The sequence below is a fragment of the Pseudarthrobacter sp. SSS035 genome (assembly GCF_023273875.1).
In the GTDB taxonomy this organism is placed as follows: domain Bacteria; phylum Actinomycetota; class Actinomycetes; order Actinomycetales; family Micrococcaceae; genus Arthrobacter.
In genome coordinates this window covers 1,240,004-1,257,208 of the sequence record NZ_CP096882.1, presented here as the reverse complement: position 1 = coordinate 1,257,208, position 17,205 = coordinate 1,240,004, and the positions used below count along the sequence as shown (strand labels likewise).

The window sequence follows — 17,205 nt, the reverse complement described above, 5'->3', positions numbered from 1 at the left end:
GCGGTGCTGAGGGCGATGCCACTGCCACTAAAGCTAGAATGACTTTTGCCGATCGTCAAGCAAAAGTTGCGCGGAAGCCGATATTCTTTGTTCCGCGTGACAGGCAGAAGTTACATGTGTTATTCATAATCCATGAGCCTCAGCCCCGGAACCGAGCACACCGCCCCAGACCACGGCGTGAGCCTGGCGCGCGCCGGCGATCTCTTCCAGCTCCTCCGGGACGGCCAGGCGCGGACACGGGCAGAGCTGGCCCTGACCACCGGACTGGCACGTTCAACTGTCGCCGCGCGCATCGACGCCCTGATCGCCTCCGGCCTGGTGGGCGCAGCAGGTGAAGCGAACTCCAGCGGCGGCAGGCCGCCGTCGCGCTTTGCCTTCAACCCGGCGGCACGCGCCGTTCTGGCCGTCGACGTCGGCGCCACCCACGTGATTGTTGCCGTCACCGATCTCAGCGGCCGGGTCCTGGCGGAGCGGCGGCTGGCCCAGGATGTGGCCGCCGGCCCGGAGGCGGTGCTCGGCCGGGTGATCAAGGAGGGACGGGCGTTGCTTGAGCAGGCCGGGCGAGATCCGCGCGATCTTGCCGGCATCGGGATCGGCCTGCCGGGGCCCGTGGAGCACGCCACCGGAAAGCCCGTCAAGCCGCCCATCATGCCGGGGTGGGACGGGTTCGACGTCGTCCCTTACGTCCAGCGCTCGCTGCCGGTACCCGTGCTGGTGGACAACGACGTGAACATTATGGCGCTGGGGGAGCGGTCGGCGCACTGGGCGGACCACGGGAATTTCCTGTTCATCAAGGTTGCCACCGGCATCGGATCCGGGATCATCAGCAACGGTGAACTGCAGCGCGGAGCCAACGGAACGGCTGGCGATCTGGGCCACGTCCGCGTGCCGCGCGGCGATAACGTGCTGTGTCGCTGCGGAAACCATGGCTGCCTGGAGGCCCTCGCGTCCGGACCGGCCCTGGCCGCAGAACTGGAGCGGCAAGGTGTTCCTGCGCGCAAGGGCAGTGATGTGCTGCGGCTGGTCGGCGAGGGCAACCCGCAGGCTATACACGCCCTGCGCCAGGCCGGCCGGGATGTGGGCGATGTGCTGGCCACTGTGGTCAACCTGCTGAACCCGTCCGTCATTGTCATCGGCGGGAGCCTGGGCCAGGCCGGGGAGCACCTGATGGCCGGCGTCCGCGAAGTGGTCTACCGGCGGTCCTTGCCGCTGGCAACCAGCCACCTGCGGATCGCCCTTTCCGTGGCCGGGGACCAGGCGGCGATTCTGGGAGCCAGCCAGATGGTCACGCAGTATGTGTTGTCGCCTGCAGCCATTGAGGCGACGCTCCAGGCGGCCGGTTAGCCGCTCGGCCGCGATCACTCTGCCGTGATCACGCGGACCGGCGTTCCCTCCAGCCAGGCCTTGACGTCCTCGAACGCGCCACCGTAGAACTGCCGGTAGCTCTCGGCCGTCACGTAGCCGAGGTGCGGGGACAGGACAGTGTTGGGGGCGCTGAGCAGCGGGTGGCCCGCGGGAAGTGGTTCCTGGTCAAAAACGTCCAGGGCCGCGCCGCGGATCCAGCCCTCGTTCAAAGCCCGTACCAGGGAATCCTGGTTCACCAGCGGACCCCGGGACGTGTTCACCAGGATGCCTTCCGGCCCCAGGAGCCGCAGTTCCTGCTCACCCACGATGTCCTCGGAACGGGGAGACAGCCGCAGGTGGAGGGACACGACGTCGGAATTCTCGAAAAGGTCCTCCTTGCTGACCTTCTGAACGCCTGCCTCGGCGGCGGCCTCATCGGTGAGATTCTGGCTCCAGGCGAGCACTTCCATGCCGAAAGCCCGCCCGTAGGCCGCGATCCGCCGCCCGATCTTGCCCAGACCCACGACGCCCAGAGTCTTGCCGGAAAGCTCCATCCCCACCGAGGACTGCCATGTGCCCGCGCGCAGCGAGTTCTCCTCGGCCGGGAGGTTGCGGGCGATCGCGAGCAGCAAAGCCCAGGTCAGCTCGGGCGCGGCCGTGGGGGACCCGGGCGTGCCGCACACGGTGATGCCGAGTTCCGTTGCTGCGGCCACGTCGATGGAGGCATTGGCCATGCCCGTGGTCACCAGCAGCTTCAGCCCCGGGAGACGTTCCAGCACGGTGCGGGGGAACGGGGTCCGCTCACGCATCGCTATGACGATCTGGTAGCCGGCAAGCGCCGCGGCCAGTGCGTCCTCGGACTGGAAGGGCTCGCGGAAGACGGACGTTGTAACGCCGACCTGTTCCAGGGCGGCCCAGTCGGCGAAACCGTGCGCCACGTCCTGGTAGTCGTCGAGGATGGCAAGCCGTTGCTGCATGTCTGTTCCTTCGTCCGAGGTGAGCGGCTTTTGTACCCGCACGTTGGTGCCCGCCGGTGTGAGCTTCATCGTATGCCAGGGCGCCATGACGTGGCCTGTGGCGTCCGGGGCAATACGCCGTGATAGCAATGGAAGTGATGAAATCCTATTTAGTCACCGCCGAATCCTCATGAGCGGACAGTTCCTGGCCAAAGTTCCCAAGGGCTGGATCCTCCTGGCCTGCATCGGACTGCTGGCGCTGAACCTGCGTGGGCCCTTCGTTGCCGTTGCCCCGGTGGTTGACCTGATGCAGGCCGACCTCGGATTTACCCCCGTGATGTTGGGCCTGCTGACGAGCATCCCGGTGCTGTGCTTCGCGCTCGCCGCGTCGCTGGCGTCACTGACCACGAGGAAACTCGGCGCGGAGTTCGCCGTTTCGCTGACTATCCTTGGCGTCCTGGCTGGCGTGATTGTGCGCTCGGCGGGCGGCCCGGGACCGGTGGTGGTGGGCACGGTGATGATCGGCCTGGCCATCACGGTGGGCAACATCGCGGTGCCGTTGATTATCCGCCGCGACTTCTCCCCGATGCGCCAAGGGACCGCCATGGGTGTGTACACGGCGGCTCTAAACATCGGATCATTCCTGACATCGATGGTCATGGCGCCCCTGGCCGAGCTGGCCGGTTGGCGGGTGGCCCTGGCCGCCGTGGGCATTCTGGCCGTGATTGCCATCGTTTTCTGGACCCTCGCCGTGGGCGCCCGCACCGCGTTTGTGCCCTCCCGCACCCTGGTGGCCGGCGGGCAGGAACACCCGGCCGTCAAGGGTTCCGGCTGGATTACCGCCGGGCTCACCGCAGGCTTCGCCGGGCAGGCGTTTTCCTACTACGCGGTGACGGCCTGGCTGCCGAGCTACCTCAACGACGAACTCGGCATGTCCGCCGCAGCCGCCGGGGCAGGTTCATCGCTGTTCCAGATCTTCGCCATTGTTGGCGGCCTGGGAGTGCCGTTCGCGGCCAAATATTTCAGTACGACGACGACGGCAGTCACCATTGGCGTGCTGTGGACGGCCGTGCCGGCCGGGCTGCTGCTGGCGCCGGAACTGTGGTGGCTGTGGTCCACGTTCGGCGGCATCGCGCAGGGCGGCGGGATCACGCTGATCTTCATCGCCATCATCAAACTGGCCCGGGACCAGGTGTCCGCGGGCCGGATGTCCGCCACGGTCCAAGGATTGGGGTATTGCTTCGGTGCGGTGGCCCCGCCGCTGGTGGGGTTTGTTCACGACACCTCGGGCTCCTGGACCCCGGCGCTGCTGGTGATCCTGGGCTCGGTGCTGATGTTCTTCGTCTGCACAACCCTGGCCGTGCGGCTGGTGCCGAAAGGACGCTGACGCGTCCCGCCGTCGTACGTTCTCCCCCTCCACCCGCAGGCACCCCCCAAACAAACACCAGCGCGAACCGGCAGCTTAATACCCTCAAACCTTTGGTTTGGGTCATCAGCTGCCGGTTCGCGCTGTCTCGCTGGTGTTCCGTCGCCGGGCCGGCGCCCCGGATCTCGGGGGTGCCTGTTGCGAAGGGCGTGCCTGCCCGGCGGACGGAAATCTATTCAGTAGCCTGCTGCAGCCTTAGGCCGCGGCGAGCTCCTCTTTGGTTGCCTTTTCGCGGGCCTCGGTGAGGTAGCGGGCGTAGGCGGGGAGGGTCAGGAAGGACGGGAAGTCCTGGCTGAGGGTGACTTCCTCGAAGATGTCGCGCGAGTCTTCGAAGCGGTCGCCGTCGAAGCGTTCCAGGCGGGCGAACTCTTCGTCGAGCAGTTCCTCGATCCACTGGTGGGTGATGATTTCACCGCGGTCGGTGATGGCGGACGCGAACATCCACTGCCAGATCTGGGAGCGGGAGATTTCCGCGGTGGCGGCGTCTTCCATGAGGTTGTGGATGGCAACGGCGCCGTTCCCCCGGAGCCAGGACTCGATGTAGCGGATGCCTACCTCGATGTTGTTCCGGATGCCCTGCTCCGTGATGGTGCCTTCGGTGGCGGCCACGTTGATGAGTGCGCGGTCGTCTGGGATGACGTCCTCGCGGAGCTTCTCGAGCTGGTTCGGACGGTCACCGAGGGTGGCATCGAACACTTCGCGGCACACCGGGACGAGGTCCGGGTGGGCCACCCAGGAGCCGTCGAAGCCATCGTTAGCCTCGCGGGTCTTGTCGGCACGCACCTTCTCGAACGCGTTCGTGTTGGCAGCCTCGTCCTTGCGGTTGGGGACGGCGGCGGCCATTCCGCCGATGGCCATGGCGCCGCGCTTGTGGCAGGCACGGACCAACTGTTCGGTGTAGGCGCGCATGAACGGCTGCGTCATGGTCACCTGGGCGCGGTCCGGCAGGACAAACCGGGGGCCGCGGGTACGGAAGTTCTTGATCAGGGAGAAGATGTAGTCCCAGCGGCCGGCGTTCAGGCCTGAGGCGTGATCACGCAGTTCGTAGAGGATCTCCTCCATTTCGAACGCCGCGGTGATGGTCTCGATCAGCACGGTGGCGCGGATGGTGCCCTGCGGGATGCCCAACAGGTCCTGGGCGAGGATGAAGATGTCATTCCACAGCCGTGCCTCGAGGTGGTTCTCGATCTTGGGCAGGTAGAAGTACGGTCCCTTGCCCTGGGCCAGGAGGCGCCGGGCGTTGTGGAAGAAGTACAGGCCGAAGTCCACGATGCCGCCGGCCACGGGGGCGCCGTCGATGATCATGTGCTTCTCGGGCAGGTGCCAACCGCGGGGGCGTACCACGATGGTGGGCAGCTCACCGGCCGGGCGGAGCTTGTATTCCTTGCCCTCGGGCGAGGTGAAATCGATGCGGCGTTCCAGCGCGTCGGTGAGGTTCAGCTGGCCCTTGATGACGTTCCGCCACGTGGGGGTGGAGGAGTCCTCCATGTCAGCGAGCCACACCTTCGCGCCGGAGTTCAGCGCGTTGATGGTCATTTTCTTGTCCACCGGTCCGGTGATCTCCACCCTGCGGTCCTCCAGGCCCGGGGCCGGGGGAGCGACGCGCCACGACGGGTCGTTGCGGATGTCCTCGGTTTCGCGGAGGAACCTGGGGTCCTGGCCGCCGGCGATGTCCGCCCGGCGGGTCCGGCGTGCCTGCAGCAGTTCCTGCCGGCGCTCAGCCGTGGCCCGGTGCAGCTTGGCGACAAACTCCAGTGCATCCGGAGTAAGAACCTCGTCCTGCCGGCAAATGGGCTGCGCGGTCAGTGTGATCCCGTTGATGGTGAAGCTGTCAGTGAAGGTGTTCATTTCAGTCTCCTGGTGCAGGGCCCAACTGGGTAGCAGTAAGTGTCGTTTTGAGCCTCCAAAACGACACTTAGTGCTACTTACTTGGGGAAAATTTAGTGGAACTGGCCTTCTTCGGTGGATCCCACCAGTGCCAGGGTCGATGCGTTCGGGTTGAGCGCAGTTGCAATGTCGTCGAAGTAGCCGGTGCCGACTTCGCGCTGGTGCTTGGTCGCGGTGTAGCCGCGGGACTCGGAGGCGAATTCCTTCTCCTGCAGCTCGACGTAGGCGCTCATGCCTTCACGGGCGTAACCGTGGGCGAGATCGAACATCGAGTAGTTCAGGGCGTGGAAGCCGGCCAGGGTGATGAACTGGAACGTAAAGCCCATGGCGCCGAGTTCACGCTGGAACTTGGCGATGGTGGCGTCGTCCAGGTGCTTGCGCCAGTTGAACGAGGGCGAGCAGTTGTAGGAGAGCATCTGGTCCGGGAAGTCGGCCTTGACCGCTTCGGCGAACTTGCGGGCAAGCTCCAGGTCCGGGGTGCCCGTCTCCATCCAGATGAGGTCGGAGTACGGGGCGTAGGCCTTGGCACGGGCGATGCAGGGTTCGATGCCGTTGCGGACCTTGTAGAAACCTTCCGGGGTGCGTTCGCCGGTGACGAATTCCTGGTCGCGGGGATCGACGTCGGAGGTGATCAGGGTGGCTGCCTCGGCGTCGGTGCGGGCGATGACCACCGAGGGGGTGCCGGCGACGTCGGCGGCCAGGCGGGCGGCGTTCAGTGTGCGGACGTGCTGCCGGGTGGGGATGAGGACCTTGCCGCCGAGGTGGCCGCACTTCTTCTCCGAGGCGAGCTGGTCTTCCCAGTGCACGCCTGACGCGCCGGCCTGGATCATGGATTTCATGAGCTCGTAGGCGTTCAGCGGGCCGCCGAAGCCGGCCTCGGCGTCGGCAACGATCGGGACCATCCAGTCCTCAACGGTCTGGATGCCTTCGGAGAATTCGATCTGGTCCGCACGCAGGAGGGCGTTGTTGATGCGGCGCACCACGGTCGGAACCGAGTTGGCCGGGTAGAGGGACTGGTCCGGGTAGGTGTGGCCGGAGTTGTTGGCGTCGGCGGCGACCTGCCAGCCCGAGAGGTAGATGGCGCGGAGGCCGGCCTTGACCTGCTGCACGGCCTGGTTGCCGGTCAGGGCGCCCAGGGCGTTGGTGTACCCGCCGGTCTTGTGCTCTTCGGTGAGCTGCTTCCACAGTTTCTCGGATCCGCGTCGGGCCAGCGTGTGCTCTTCGGAGACACGGCCGCGGAGCTTGACGACGTCCGTTGCCTTGTAGTCACGGGTCACACCTTCCCAGCGGGGGTTGGCGGCCCACTCAAGCTCCAGGGCGGCGGCCTGCTCTTCGGGCGTCTGCTGGGTGGGCTCAAATGCTGCAGTCATCGTTGTCTCCTTGATTGAGCTCCGGGTGCTTAATCCGCCGGCCGGAGCTGCTTCCTTGCAACTCCGGCCGGCTACCCCGGTGCGGTGTTTCTTTCCGTGATTACTACTTTTCAGCACTTCGCAACACTTCTCTAGGGGAAAAGTGTGGAAAGAAATGCACTTCTTCGCGTATCCTCAAGAAATGACGCCTGGAAGCTGGAACCGCGAAGTCGCCCTACCGCCGTCGTCCGCCGCCTCTCCGGAACTGGACGTCATCAGCCTGGGCCGCCGCGTGCGGCATCTGCGCAAGCAGGCCGGGTACACACTCGATGACCTGGGCGCCGCCGTCGGGACCGCCCCCAGCCAGTTGAGCCTGATCGAAAACGGCAAGCGGGAGCCCAAACTTTCCCTGCTGCAGGGGCTGGCCACGGCCCTGAACGTGAGCATCGACCAGTTGCTTGGCTCCGAGCCGCAGAGCCGCCGCGCGGCCCTGGAAATTGAGCTGGAACGCTACCAGCGCGGGCCCCTGTACGAGTCCCTTAATCTGCCCAAAATCCGCATCAGCTCGCGGCTTCCGGTCGATGTGTTGGAGGCGCAGGTGGGGCTGCTGCACGAGCTTGAACGCAAGCTTAACGAGCAGGTGGCGACGCCGGAGGAAGCCCGCCGCGCGAACGGTGAGCTGCGTGCCATGATGCGTGAGCGCGGCAACTACTTCCCGGAGTATGAGGCCGAGGCCCAGAAGGTCCTGGGACTGGTGGGTTACACGGCCGGGCCGCTGAGCCAGCACGTCATCGCCGACATCGCCGAGAAGCTCGGATTCACCCTCCATCACGTGAGCGACCTGCCGCATTCCACCCGTTCAGTGACGGATTTGAAGAATCACAGAATTTACCTGACGCAGAGCCAGCGGCAGGACCACGACCCCCGCTCGGTGCTGTTGCAGGCGCTGGGGCACTACGTCCTGGGGCACGAGACGCCGAAGAACTACGGCGACTTCCTCGGCCAGCGGGTGGCCACGAACTACTTCGCGGCCGCGCTCCTGCTGCCCGAGCAGGCCACCGTGGACTTCCTGCAGAAGGCCAAGGCTGCCAAGGAAATCGCGGTTGAGGACATCCGTGACGCCTTTGCCGTCTCCTACGAGACCGCCGCGCACCGCTTCACCAACCTGGCCACGAAGCACCTGGGCATCACTACCCATTTCCAGAAGACCCACAAGAGCGGCATCATCTACAAGGCCTACGAGAACGACGGCGTGACGTTCCCGATGGACCATACAGGCGCCATTGAAGGCCAGCCGTCGTGCAAGGCCTGGACCTCGCGGGCGGTGTTTGATGTGCCGGACAAGTTCAGCGCGTACAGCCAGTACACGGATACTCCGTCCGGCACGTATTGGTGCACGGCCCGGACGGAGCGATCGGCCAGCGGCGAGTTCTCCCTGAGCATCGGGGTGCCGTACCAGCACGTGAAATGGTTCCGCGGCCGGGAAACCACGGCGCGCGAAAAGTCCACGTGCCCCGACCCGAACTGCTGCAAGCGGCCCCCGGCAGCACTGGCCTCCGAGTGGGCCGGAAACGCCTGGCCGGCGGCTCGCGCTAACACGCACCTGCTGGCCGCGATGCCGCCCGGCGCGTTCCCCGGCGTGGACGAGACCGAGGTCTACTCGTTCCTGGCTGCGCACTCGGGGAGCTGACCCGTAGGCGTCACGCAGAACGTTCCCCGCCATAGAGCTGAGGGCTTTAAATCCTCGGAAATCCGCGAAAAGCAGTCACGTGCCGTGGACCAGGCCTGCCAAAAGCCTGCTGTCCGTGAAGCGGCAGGGGCCACGGGGACGCCAGCGCAGCCAGCGCACTTACCCGTGGAGCTCCCGGTACGCCGCGACGGCGCCGGGGTGCAGGGGCAAACCCGCGGTGTTGATCAAGGATTCCGGGCTCAGAAACTGGACCCCCAGGCTGGAGCGCGGGATCAGTTCCTCGGCATGGCCCACCAGCAGTTCGACGGTCCGCTTGACGGTTCGGTCATCAAGATCGCTCCGGCACAGCAGCAGGTTCGCCACGCCCACGGTCCACACGGCCGGAATGCCCGCGTAGGCGCCCGCCGGGATCAGCACCCGGTCGTAGAAGACGCCGTATTTGGCCCGCAGGGCCGGCAGCAGCGGCGACAGATCCAGGAAACCCAGCCCGACGTCGTCGTTCGCGGCGGCAATGGCCGCGGTAGGCACGCCACCTGACCAGAACAGCGCGTCCACCGTTCCGTCCCGCAGTGCCGCGAGGCCCTCGTTGAGGCCGAGGTTCAGCACCGTGACGCCGCCGGCGGTGCCCGCAGTGCTGCTCAGTCCGGCAGCCTCGAGCAGCCGCGGAGTGGTCAGCGACGTCCCTGAGCCGGGCTCGCCGACAGCCACGGTGCGGCCAGCAAGCCCGCCGATGTCCCGGATTTCGCTGTTGTGCCGGATGACGCAGTGGACGTAGTTCTCGTACACCTTTCCGACGGCGGAAAGTCCGACGGCGGGCCGCTCACCCGCCGCTGTGCTCTGGGCAGCTGAATCCGCGAGCGCGACGGCGAATGTGGCTTTGCCGGTCCGCAGATGTTCGAGGTTGTCCAGGCTGCCGCCGGTAGTCAGGGCCGTGGCTTGGCCGGCCACGCCGTGACGTTGGAGGGACGCCGCCAGCAGCTCGGCGAACTCAAGGTAGAAGCCTCCGGGCTCGCCGCCCGCCACAGTGACGGTGCCCGGACGGTCCGTGGGCGTGCATGCACTCAGGGCCGGCAGAAGCAGTCCGGACAACCCGGCCGCGACGCCGGCCTTGAGGACGGTCCGCCGCGGGGGAAGAGGGGGACTCGTGGGCAGGGTCCGCGCTCCGGTCAGGCGCCCCCCGGTCAGGTCAGCCACGCGGAGCCGCCTGCCCCGGCCCGGCCTGCCCGGGCCCGGCCTGCTCCGGCCCGGCAAAAAGTCCTGGCACATCCGCGGCGCGAGGAAACTCGAGGCGCGCGATCAGGCCATGCGGCGAGGCCTCGGCAAGCACCAGCCGGCCACCGTTGGCGGCTGCCAGCTTGTCCACGATGGTCATGCCCAGCCCGGTGCCGCGGATCGTCCGGTGCGCCGGGGACCGCCAGAAACGGCTGATGGCCGCTGTCCGTTCGTCCGCGGACAGCCCCGGGCCGTCGTCGGACACCTCGATGGCCACCATGCCTTGGCGAATGCGGGCAGCTACCGAGATGTGGGCGCCGGGAGCGTACTTGATGGCGTTGTTGACGAGTTCGCCCACCATCTGGGCCAGTTCCGCGGCGTTGCACGCGATGTGCACGGCGGGTGCCGGTGGGCTTTCCAGCATGATCGATGCTCCGCTGCGCTGGGCGGCAGGGCCGGCCCGTTCGGCTTCTTCCTGCAGGATCGGGTAGGGATCAACGGGAGCTTGAACGTCACGCGTCGGGGTTCCAAGCGGACCCCGGGCGGAGTCCTCGGAGGCCCGGTGCTCGGCGGCTGCCAACCGAAGTACCCCGTCCAGAATCTCCTCCACACGTTCGAGCTCGGCCAGCACCCCTGCCGCGGCGTCGTGCTCCCGGGCGGTCTTCAGCTCCAGCTGCAGCAAATCGATCCTGAGCCGCAGCGCCCCCACCGGATTGCGCAGTTCGTGCGACGTGTCAGCTATCAGTTGCCGCTGGGAGTCGAGGCTGCTGCTGACTGTCTGCGCCATGGTGGTGAATGAACGGCTCAGTTCCCGAAGTTCCGGCGGCCCGGCCTCGGGAAGCTGACCGGTCCGGCCTGTTGCCTCAAGCTCCGTGACGGCGGCGTTCAGCCGATGTACGGGGCGCAGCACCCACTCGGTCACGCGGGCCGCACCAAGCAGGAGCACCGCAGCCAGGACCGCGGCTGCCAATGCGACGATGAGCCACCGCTCCCGAAGTTTCTGCCGGGCCGCGTCCAGGTTGACCTCGAGGACCGCCTCGCCCAGGACCTGGCTGGCGCTGCCGAAGGACCGGGAGATCACCTCGGACGAGGGCCCGAACGGCTGCAGCGGAGTGAGCGTGGTGTCGTTGAGGTTCAGGCTCGCCCTGGCCACCGCGTCCCGGACGTCAGGCCGGTCCTCGCTCAGGCCGCCGGAGCGCAGGGTTCCCTGCTGAAGACGGATCAGGATTCCCTCCCCGTAGAGTTCGGAATACCGGTCCATCTCGGTCTGCAATTGAGCGGTTTCGCCTGCGGAAGCTGCGTCGAACGCCACTTGTGCCAGGCGGTTGAGCGACGCGGCACGGTTGATCTGGAGTTCCTGGGTCACTTCCCGCCCGGCCGAGGTCAGGATGGCGTTGGAGGCGATGATGACCATGAGTACCGCCAGGACACTCAGGATGCCCAGGACGCGCAGTTTCACGCCGGGTCCGCCTCGACCCGGTAGCCGACGCCGCGGACGTTGATGATGAAGCCCGGCAACTGGAGTTTTGCCCGCAGCCCTGTCAGGTGCACGTCAAGGGACCGGGACGAGGCCACGAAGGCGTCGCCCCACAGCGCGTCCAGGATCTGTTCGCGGGTGACCACGGAGCCGGCGTGGCTGGCCAACAGTGCCAGCAGGTCAAACTCGGTGGCCGTCAGCGGCAGCACTTCGGAGCGGAGGGCCGCCACGCGCCGCTCCAGGTCGATCTCAAGATCACCCAGCACCACACTCTGCTGCCGTGTGCCGCGATAGCGGCCGGCACGCCGCGTGACGGCTTCGATGCGGGCAAGAAGTTCCACAAGCTTCACAGGTTTGACGAGGTAGTCGTCAGCTCCGGACCGCAGGCCGAGCACCACGCTGCGTTCGTCGTCGCGCGCGGTGAGAATCAGGATGGGCACCGGCGTGACCTGGCGCAGTTTCCGCAGTAACTCCAGCCCGTCCATATCGGGAAGGCCGAGGTCCAGCAGGATCACTTCGAACTTCCGGTGGACCAGCAGGGCGTCTGCTCCGCGGGCAACCCGGGTGGGGTTGTGCCCCGCGGTCGCGACGGCGGCGGCGAGGGCGGACGCCATGGCGTCGTCGTCCTCGACGATGAGCAACTCCATGGTCTGGTTCCCTTATTCGCTGAGCGGGCAACGCAATCTGCCCGCCTTGGAGATTACCCCGTCTCCCGCCGAAACCTAAGGAAGTGTTAGGAAATGCCCTCCCACGTTGGATGTGCCTTGCATCACGCATAACTTGGATGAGGCCCTCGGCGTTTGAGGGGGACCGTCAACGTCGAGGAGGAACCATGGGCAACGTAGCCATGGACAGCATAAAAGCAAGCCAGGAATCGCCGCAGTCCGGGGAGGTTCAACGATGAGCGCCCAGCACACAGTCCAGAGCGAGGCCGCACAGACCCGCCGGGCCGTGAGCAACATCCTCAAGGGTTCAGCGGGCAACCTCGTGGAGTGGTAGGACCTCTACGTTTACACAGTCTTCGCGGCGTACTTCCAGTCGCACTTCTTCAATTCCCAAGACGACCTGCAGGCCGGGCTCGAGGCCATGGCCGTCTTCTCGACGTCGTTCCTGATGCGTCCGGTGGGCGCCTGGTTCTTCGGCCGCTATGCCGACCGCAAGGGCCGAAAGGCGGCCCTGACGCTCAGCGTGACGATCATGTCCGCCGGTTCCTTCGCCATCGCCATCCTGCCGACGACCCAGCAGATAGGCGTCTGGGCGCTGATTCTGCTGATCCTTGTGCGGTTGGTCCAGGGCTTCTCCGTGGGCGGCGAATACGGCACCAGCGCCACCTACATGTCCGAGGCCGCCACATCCAAACGCCGTGGCTTCTTCTCAAGCTTCCAGTACGTCACGCTGATCGGCGGCCAGATGCTGGCCCTGCTGGTGCTCGTCATCCTGCAGAACACCATGGACAAGGGCGCCTTGACTGAGTGGGGCTGGCGCATCCCCTTCGCGATCGGCGGCGTCGCCGCGCTCGTGGTCCTGTGGCTGCGGCGCTCGATGGAAGAAACCGTGTCCGCCGAGCAGGTCGAGGCCGCCAAGGTTCCGGCCGTGGCCGGCGTTGCCCAACCCGGCACCATGAGGTTGCTGTTCACCCAGCACTGGAAGCCGTTGCTGATCTGCATCGGCGTCACCCTCGGCGGCACCGTGGCGTTCTATACGTACACCAACTTCATTCTGAAGTTCATGAACGATACCTCCGGGATCGCCAAGACCGACACCTCCGTGATCAACTTCTGGGCGCTGTTCATCTTCATGCTGCTCCAGCCGGTCTACGGGATCATCTCGGACAAGGTCGGGCGCCGGCCGCTGCTGCTTTGGTTCGGCATCACGGGTGTGTTGTTCACCTGGCCGCTGCTATCCACCCTGTCCAACACGAAGGACCCGTTCACGGCGTTCCTGCTGATGCTGGGTGGCCTGCTGATCGTCGGCGGCTACACCTCGATCAACGCCCTCGTGAAGGCCGAGCTGTTCCCGGCCTCCATCCGCGCCCTCGGCGTCGGCCTGGGCTACGCGATCGCGAACTCGCTCTTCGGCGGCACGGTCCCGCTGCTCGGCGCCGCGTTCCAGAAGGCCGAGCGCGTGGACCTGTTCTTCACCTACGTCACGGTTGCCATCGCTATTTCGCTGCTGGTCTACATCTTCGCCCTGAAGAACAAGAAGACCACCCACCTGGACCGCGAACAGGGCGACGCCTGGAACCGCCCGGCCAAGGACGACGACAAGGACAAGGACCTCATCAACGCCTAGCGCTGTCGGCAGCTCCAGTGAGCGTACGACGGCGGGTGGCCGCCCGCCGTCGTACGCCCACCGCACCGCCCCCGCGCCCCGGACGCTCTCTCACTTTCTTGTGGAAAGTGAGAGGGAGCGTCCGGGGTTTTCTTGCGTTAGGTGAGAGAGCGTTTGGATGAGACCAAAATGAGTGCAAAGCGTGACCGTTCAGGCATCGTTTCGCGCCGCCGTCGCTGGTTCACTGGGAGCAGGCGGATTCCCGCCCTTGTGTGCCGGGGGAGGCGACAGTGGTGTTTCGTTTTCAGCGGGCGGTGGCCTTGGGTGCGGTGCTGGGACTGGCAGCATGTGCGGCCCCGGCCCCTGCGCCTCCGGAGCTCCTGACAGCCGACGGCGTCGAGCGCGTTTCGGTGGACCGCGCGGCGTATGACGCCGAACTGCGCTCCTTCCGGGCTTCCGCTTTCGGGCTCGGCGAGGCCCTGCTGGCGGACGGCGGCGACGGCGCCAACGGGAACGTCGTGTCCTCGCCCGGGAGCCTGCTGATTGCCCTCGCGATGCTTCGCTCCGGCGCGTCGGGCGAGACCGCGGCGGAGATGGACAGCGTCCTGGGACTCCCCGCAGAGAATCGCGACGAGGCCATGAACGCGGTCCTCAGTTCGCTGGGGAAGTTCGACGGCGACCCCGGCGCAGTGGATGAGGACAACCCGCCGCGGAAACCGGTCATGCACGCCGCCAACGGTCTGTTTGTGGACAAGGGTGTGCCCACCGGCGAGTCCTTCCTGGACACTCTTGCCCGGCACTACGGAACCGGTGTGTATCCCGTGGACTTCAGCGATGAGGGTGCAACGAAGCCCGCCATCGATGCGTGGGTCAACAGGAACACAGGCGGCCGGATCAAGGAGGCCCCCGCAGAGTACGACCGCCGGAACACCTTCAGCCTCCTCAACTCCCTGTATTTTGCCTCCGCCTGGAGCGCACCGTTTGACCCGAATGCCACCTCGGACCTGCCGTTCACCACAGCCGCCGGTGAGGAAATCGACACGCCTTCCATGCATAACGAGCTCAAGATGAAGTACGCGGAAGGCGCAGGTTGGCAGGGCGTGGACCTGCCCTACGCCGACGGTTTTGTTATGCGGGTGGTCCTGCCGGCGGCCGGAGCCGACGCCGGTTCGCGGCCAGCCTCCACGGCCTTCGGTGCAGCCACGCTAGCGGAAATCGCGGACGCCTTCGACACCGCAGCGCTGGAGACAGTGCAGGTCCAGCTGCCCCGCTGGGACCACAAGAGCAGTTTCGACCTGCGGAAGGTGTTTGAGTCACTGGGGCTCCAGAAGATGCTCGACACCACGGAGGACTTCAATAACATCCAGCCCGAGATGATGATCACCCAGGCCGCGCAGGCCGCCAACATCACGGTGGCCGAAAAGGGCACGATTGCCGCCGCGGTGACCCAGATCAACGGCATGGCGACCAGCGCTCCGCCACCGCCCGAGCGGGTCATTAGCTTCGACCGGCCGTTCCACTACCAGATCGTGCATGTGGAATCGGGCCTGCCGCTGTTTATGGGGAAGGTCGCCGACCCGCGCTCGTGACCGTGGGTTCCCCGGGCTGAGCCTAACTACCTGGTCTTGCAGGAATTGCGGCGGCGCAGCAGGGCGCCGTAGCCGGCAAAAAGGCGCGGCAGTACGAGGTAGACGGCAACCGGAACCACCACGAGTGTCAGGACTAGGGCACGGAGCACCAGGTGCCAGCCCTCGGTCAGGGGTGCCACCACCATCATGCCCACGGCCACCAGCGGAAAGATGGCCAGCCACGTGATGACGGCGCGGACGTGGATGGACGGCGCCTGCGGCACCGGTCCGTGAGAAGTGACCGGAGTCTGAATAGGGGTGGCTGGCGCGGGAGCAGTTGTTGTGGGGCTGAGGGTGTTGTTCATGTGCTAACTCCAACTAGTTAGTTGCTTTTGATAAAAGCGAGATTAGTACGGGCTCCACAAAACTGCAACTACTTAGTTGGAAACGGGTAGAATCGGCGTATGGCCTGGAATACTGAGCGCACGAAAGCACTGCTGCTGACTGCCGCCACGGAGGAGTTCAGTGAGAAGGGCCTTGCCGGGGCCCGGGTGGACCGCATTGCGGCCGCAGCGGGTGTGAACAAGGAACGCATCTACCAGTACTTCGGCAAGAAGGATGAGCTGTTCGACGCCGTCCTGGCCGCTGAACTGGTGCGGGTGATGTCCGAGGTCCCCATCGAAGGTTATGGCGCGGCGTCCATCGGGGATTACGCCGGAAGGCTTTTTGACCGTCACACGAACGACGGCGCCTTGGCCCGGCTCCTGTTCTGGGAAGGCCTGGAGCGCGGGAGAAACACCGTGGACCGGGCAGCACGCGCGGACCACTGCGCCGCGAAAGTGGACCAGATCCAGAAGGTTCTGCCCGGAATCCACCGCACCGATGCCGCCGACCTGGTCCTCACCATCGTGACCCTGTGCGACGGCTGGACGGTGCTGCCCCAGATCGACGCACTTTTGGCGGGCTCTGCTCCGGACCGCGCGGACCGCCGTCGGGCCTTCATCGTGCGGACGGCGACTCTGGTAGCCGACGACTTGCTTGCAGAGGCCCGGCTGGAAAAGGCGCGGCGGGAAGGCGTCAGAAGCTAACGCGGGCCACCCTGCCAGAGGGCGTCGAACGGCGCGCCGGAGGCCACGCGGTTGCGGATGCCCGCGGTGACAAAGTCCTTGGCGGCCCGGGCAGCCCCCAGTGGCGTGGCGCCCTTGGCCAGCTCGGCCGTTACCGCCGCGGCGAGGGAGCAGCCGGCACCGGACACGGCCACCTCGCCCACCTTGGGAGCGCTGAGGACTTCGAGGGTCTCGCCGTCGTAGTAAACGTCGACGGCGTCCGGGCCTGCCAGCCGCACGCCGCCCTTGGCGAGAACCGCGGCGCCGCTGAGCTCGTGGATGCGGACTGCTGCGGCTTTCAGGGATTCGAGGTCGGTGATCGCCAGGCCGGACAGTGATTCGGCTTCGAAGTGGTTGGGGGTGACAAATGTGGCCAGCGGCAGGATCTGCGCCTTCAGGGCCTGGTCCGTGTCCAGTGCGTGGCCCGGCTCTTGGCCTTTGCAGATCAGCACCGGATCCAGCACGACATTGCGGAACCGGCCCGTTTCCAGTGCTGCCGCAACTGTGCTGATGGTGGCGGGGCTGCCCAGCATGCCGATCTTTACGGTGTCCAGGACCGGCCGGCCCGGCGTCAGGGAATCGGCCGACGCGCCGCCGGCGGTGACGTCTGACGCCGGACCGTAGGCCGCCGTCGTGGCTTCCAACTGGTCCGCAATGACCTGCTGGTCCATCGGCACAAAGCGGTGGTTCCAGTTGTCGCTCGGGTCGAAGGACACAATGCAGGTCAGGTTGGCGATGCCAAACACGCCCAGCTCCTGGAACGTCTTCAGGTCGGCCTGGGCCCCGGCGCCACCCGTGGCTTCGGATCCCGCGATGGTCAGGACGACGGCGGGAGCGGACACGGGGGACTGGAGGGCAGCTGAAGCTAAAGTCATGGCACTATCCTGCCATCCGGCGTCGGGCCCTATTGTTCAGTGGG

13 protein-coding genes and 1 pseudogene are annotated in these 17,205 nt (G+C 66.2%); 6 read left to right on the top strand and 8 right to left on the bottom strand.

Features of this window, described 5'->3' with window-relative positions:
* Positions 1-132: 132 nt before the first annotated feature.
* Entirely contained in the window at positions 133-1,344 is a 1,212-nt protein-coding gene (locus MUN23_RS05650; protein WP_248762922.1) for an ROK family transcriptional regulator, read from the top strand.
* A gap of 14 nt (positions 1,345-1,358) precedes the next feature.
* On the opposite strand, the gene MUN23_RS05645 is transcribed toward MUN23_RS05650, so the two are convergent.
* Positions 1,359-2,321: a D-2-hydroxyacid dehydrogenase family protein gene (locus MUN23_RS05645; protein WP_248764001.1), complete on the bottom strand. Its 963-nt coding sequence runs from the start codon at positions 2,319-2,321 to the stop codon at positions 1,359-1,361.
* A gap of 169 nt (positions 2,322-2,490) precedes the next feature.
* Between MUN23_RS05645 and MUN23_RS05640 the strand changes: the two genes are divergently transcribed.
* Complete coding sequence (locus MUN23_RS05640) at positions 2,491-3,687, top strand: CynX/NimT family MFS transporter (RefSeq protein ID WP_248762920.1); 1,197 nt, start codon at positions 2,491-2,493, stop codon at positions 3,685-3,687.
* A gap of 234 nt (positions 3,688-3,921) precedes the next feature.
* Here the strand turns inward: MUN23_RS05640 and aceB are convergent, their stop codons facing one another.
* On the bottom strand, positions 3,922-5,574 hold the full coding sequence (gene aceB, locus MUN23_RS05635; protein WP_248762918.1) for a malate synthase A: 1,653 nt from the start codon (positions 5,572-5,574) through the stop codon (positions 3,922-3,924).
* 92 nt (positions 5,575-5,666) lie between these two features.
* Positions 5,667-6,983, bottom strand: coding sequence for an isocitrate lyase (aceA, locus tag MUN23_RS05630; RefSeq protein WP_248762916.1), 1,317 nt, complete (start codon positions 6,981-6,983; stop codon positions 5,667-5,669).
* Positions 6,984-7,137: 154 nt separating this feature from the next.
* Between aceA and MUN23_RS05625 the strand changes: the two genes are divergently transcribed.
* Complete coding sequence (locus MUN23_RS05625; RefSeq protein ID WP_248762914.1) at positions 7,138-8,652, top strand: XRE family transcriptional regulator; 1,515 nt, start codon at positions 7,138-7,140, stop codon at positions 8,650-8,652.
* A 159-nt stretch (positions 8,653-8,811) separates the two neighbouring features.
* Here the strand turns inward: MUN23_RS05625 and MUN23_RS05620 are convergent, their stop codons facing one another.
* The 3 genes from MUN23_RS05620 to MUN23_RS05610 are packed head-to-tail and all read right to left on the bottom strand — an operon-like array spanning position 8,812 to position 11,988.
* A complete protein-coding gene (locus MUN23_RS05620) occupies positions 8,812-9,804 on the bottom strand; it encodes a TAXI family TRAP transporter solute-binding subunit (protein WP_248764000.1) in 993 nt (330 codons plus the stop codon).
* 34 nt (positions 9,805-9,838) lie between these two features.
* Complete coding sequence (locus tag MUN23_RS05615; protein ID WP_248762912.1) at positions 9,839-11,323, bottom strand: HAMP domain-containing sensor histidine kinase; 1,485 nt, start codon at positions 11,321-11,323, stop codon at positions 9,839-9,841.
* Positions 11,320-11,988, bottom strand: coding sequence for a response regulator transcription factor (locus MUN23_RS05610; RefSeq protein WP_248762910.1), 669 nt, complete (start codon positions 11,986-11,988; stop codon positions 11,320-11,322). Before MUN23_RS05610 ends, MUN23_RS05615 begins: the two co-directional genes overlap by 4 nt.
* A 253-nt stretch (positions 11,989-12,241) precedes the next feature.
* Here MUN23_RS05610 and MUN23_RS05605 point away from each other — a divergent pair.
* Both MUN23_RS05605 and MUN23_RS05600 read left to right on the top strand, forming a co-directional pair.
* Positions 12,242-13,633: pseudogene (locus MUN23_RS05605) on the top strand (MFS transporter).
* A gap of 269 nt (positions 13,634-13,902) precedes the next feature.
* Positions 13,903-15,201 (top strand): serpin family protein, encoded by a 1,299-nt coding sequence (locus MUN23_RS05600; protein WP_248762908.1) that lies wholly within the window; start codon positions 13,903-13,905, stop codon positions 15,199-15,201.
* Between the two features lie 26 nt (positions 15,202-15,227).
* On the opposite strand, the gene MUN23_RS05595 is transcribed toward MUN23_RS05600, so the two are convergent.
* Positions 15,228-15,545, bottom strand: a complete 318-nt coding sequence (locus tag MUN23_RS05595; protein WP_248762906.1) for a hypothetical protein — start codon at positions 15,543-15,545, stop codon at positions 15,228-15,230.
* Between the two features lie 99 nt (positions 15,546-15,644).
* On the opposite strand from MUN23_RS05595, the gene MUN23_RS05590 reads away from it, so the two are divergent.
* A complete protein-coding gene (locus MUN23_RS05590) occupies positions 15,645-16,268 on the top strand; it encodes a TetR/AcrR family transcriptional regulator (RefSeq protein ID WP_248762904.1) in 624 nt (207 codons plus the stop codon).
* On the opposite strand, the gene MUN23_RS05585 is transcribed toward MUN23_RS05590, so the two are convergent.
* Complete coding sequence (locus tag MUN23_RS05585; RefSeq protein ID WP_248762902.1) at positions 16,265-17,161, bottom strand: hydroxymethylpyrimidine/phosphomethylpyrimidine kinase; 897 nt, start codon at positions 17,159-17,161, stop codon at positions 16,265-16,267. The two genes, MUN23_RS05590 and MUN23_RS05585, sit on opposite strands and share 4 nt — an antisense overlap.
* Positions 17,162-17,205: the final 44 nt, after the last annotated feature.

Coding starts and splice junctions, on each gene's coding strand:
- MUN23_RS05590 (WP_248762904.1), top strand. CDS start 15,645: ATGGCCTGGAATACTGAGCGCACGAAAGCACTGCTGCTGACTGCCGCC.
- aceA (WP_248762916.1), bottom strand. CDS start 6,983: ATGACTGCAGCATTTGAGCCCACCCAGCAGACGCCCGAAGAGCAGGCC.
- aceB (WP_248762918.1), bottom strand. CDS start 5,574: ATGAACACCTTCACTGACAGCTTCACCATCAACGGGATCACACTGACC.
- MUN23_RS05610 (WP_248762910.1), bottom strand. CDS start 11,988: ATGGAGTTGCTCATCGTCGAGGACGACGACGCCATGGCGTCCGCCCTC.
- MUN23_RS05645 (WP_248764001.1), bottom strand. CDS start 2,321: ATGCAGCAACGGCTTGCCATCCTCGACGACTACCAGGACGTGGCGCAC.
- MUN23_RS05625 (WP_248762914.1), top strand. CDS start 7,138: ATGCACTTCTTCGCGTATCCTCAAGAAATGACGCCTGGAAGCTGGAAC.
- MUN23_RS05640 (WP_248762920.1), top strand. CDS start 2,491: ATGAGCGGACAGTTCCTGGCCAAAGTTCCCAAGGGCTGGATCCTCCTG.
- MUN23_RS05585 (WP_248762902.1), bottom strand. CDS start 17,161: ATGACTTTAGCTTCAGCTGCCCTCCAGTCCCCCGTGTCCGCTCCCGCC.
- MUN23_RS05650 (WP_248762922.1), top strand. CDS start 133: ATGAGCCTCAGCCCCGGAACCGAGCACACCGCCCCAGACCACGGCGTG.
- MUN23_RS05595 (WP_248762906.1), bottom strand. CDS start 15,545: ATGAACAACACCCTCAGCCCCACAACAACTGCTCCCGCGCCAGCCACC.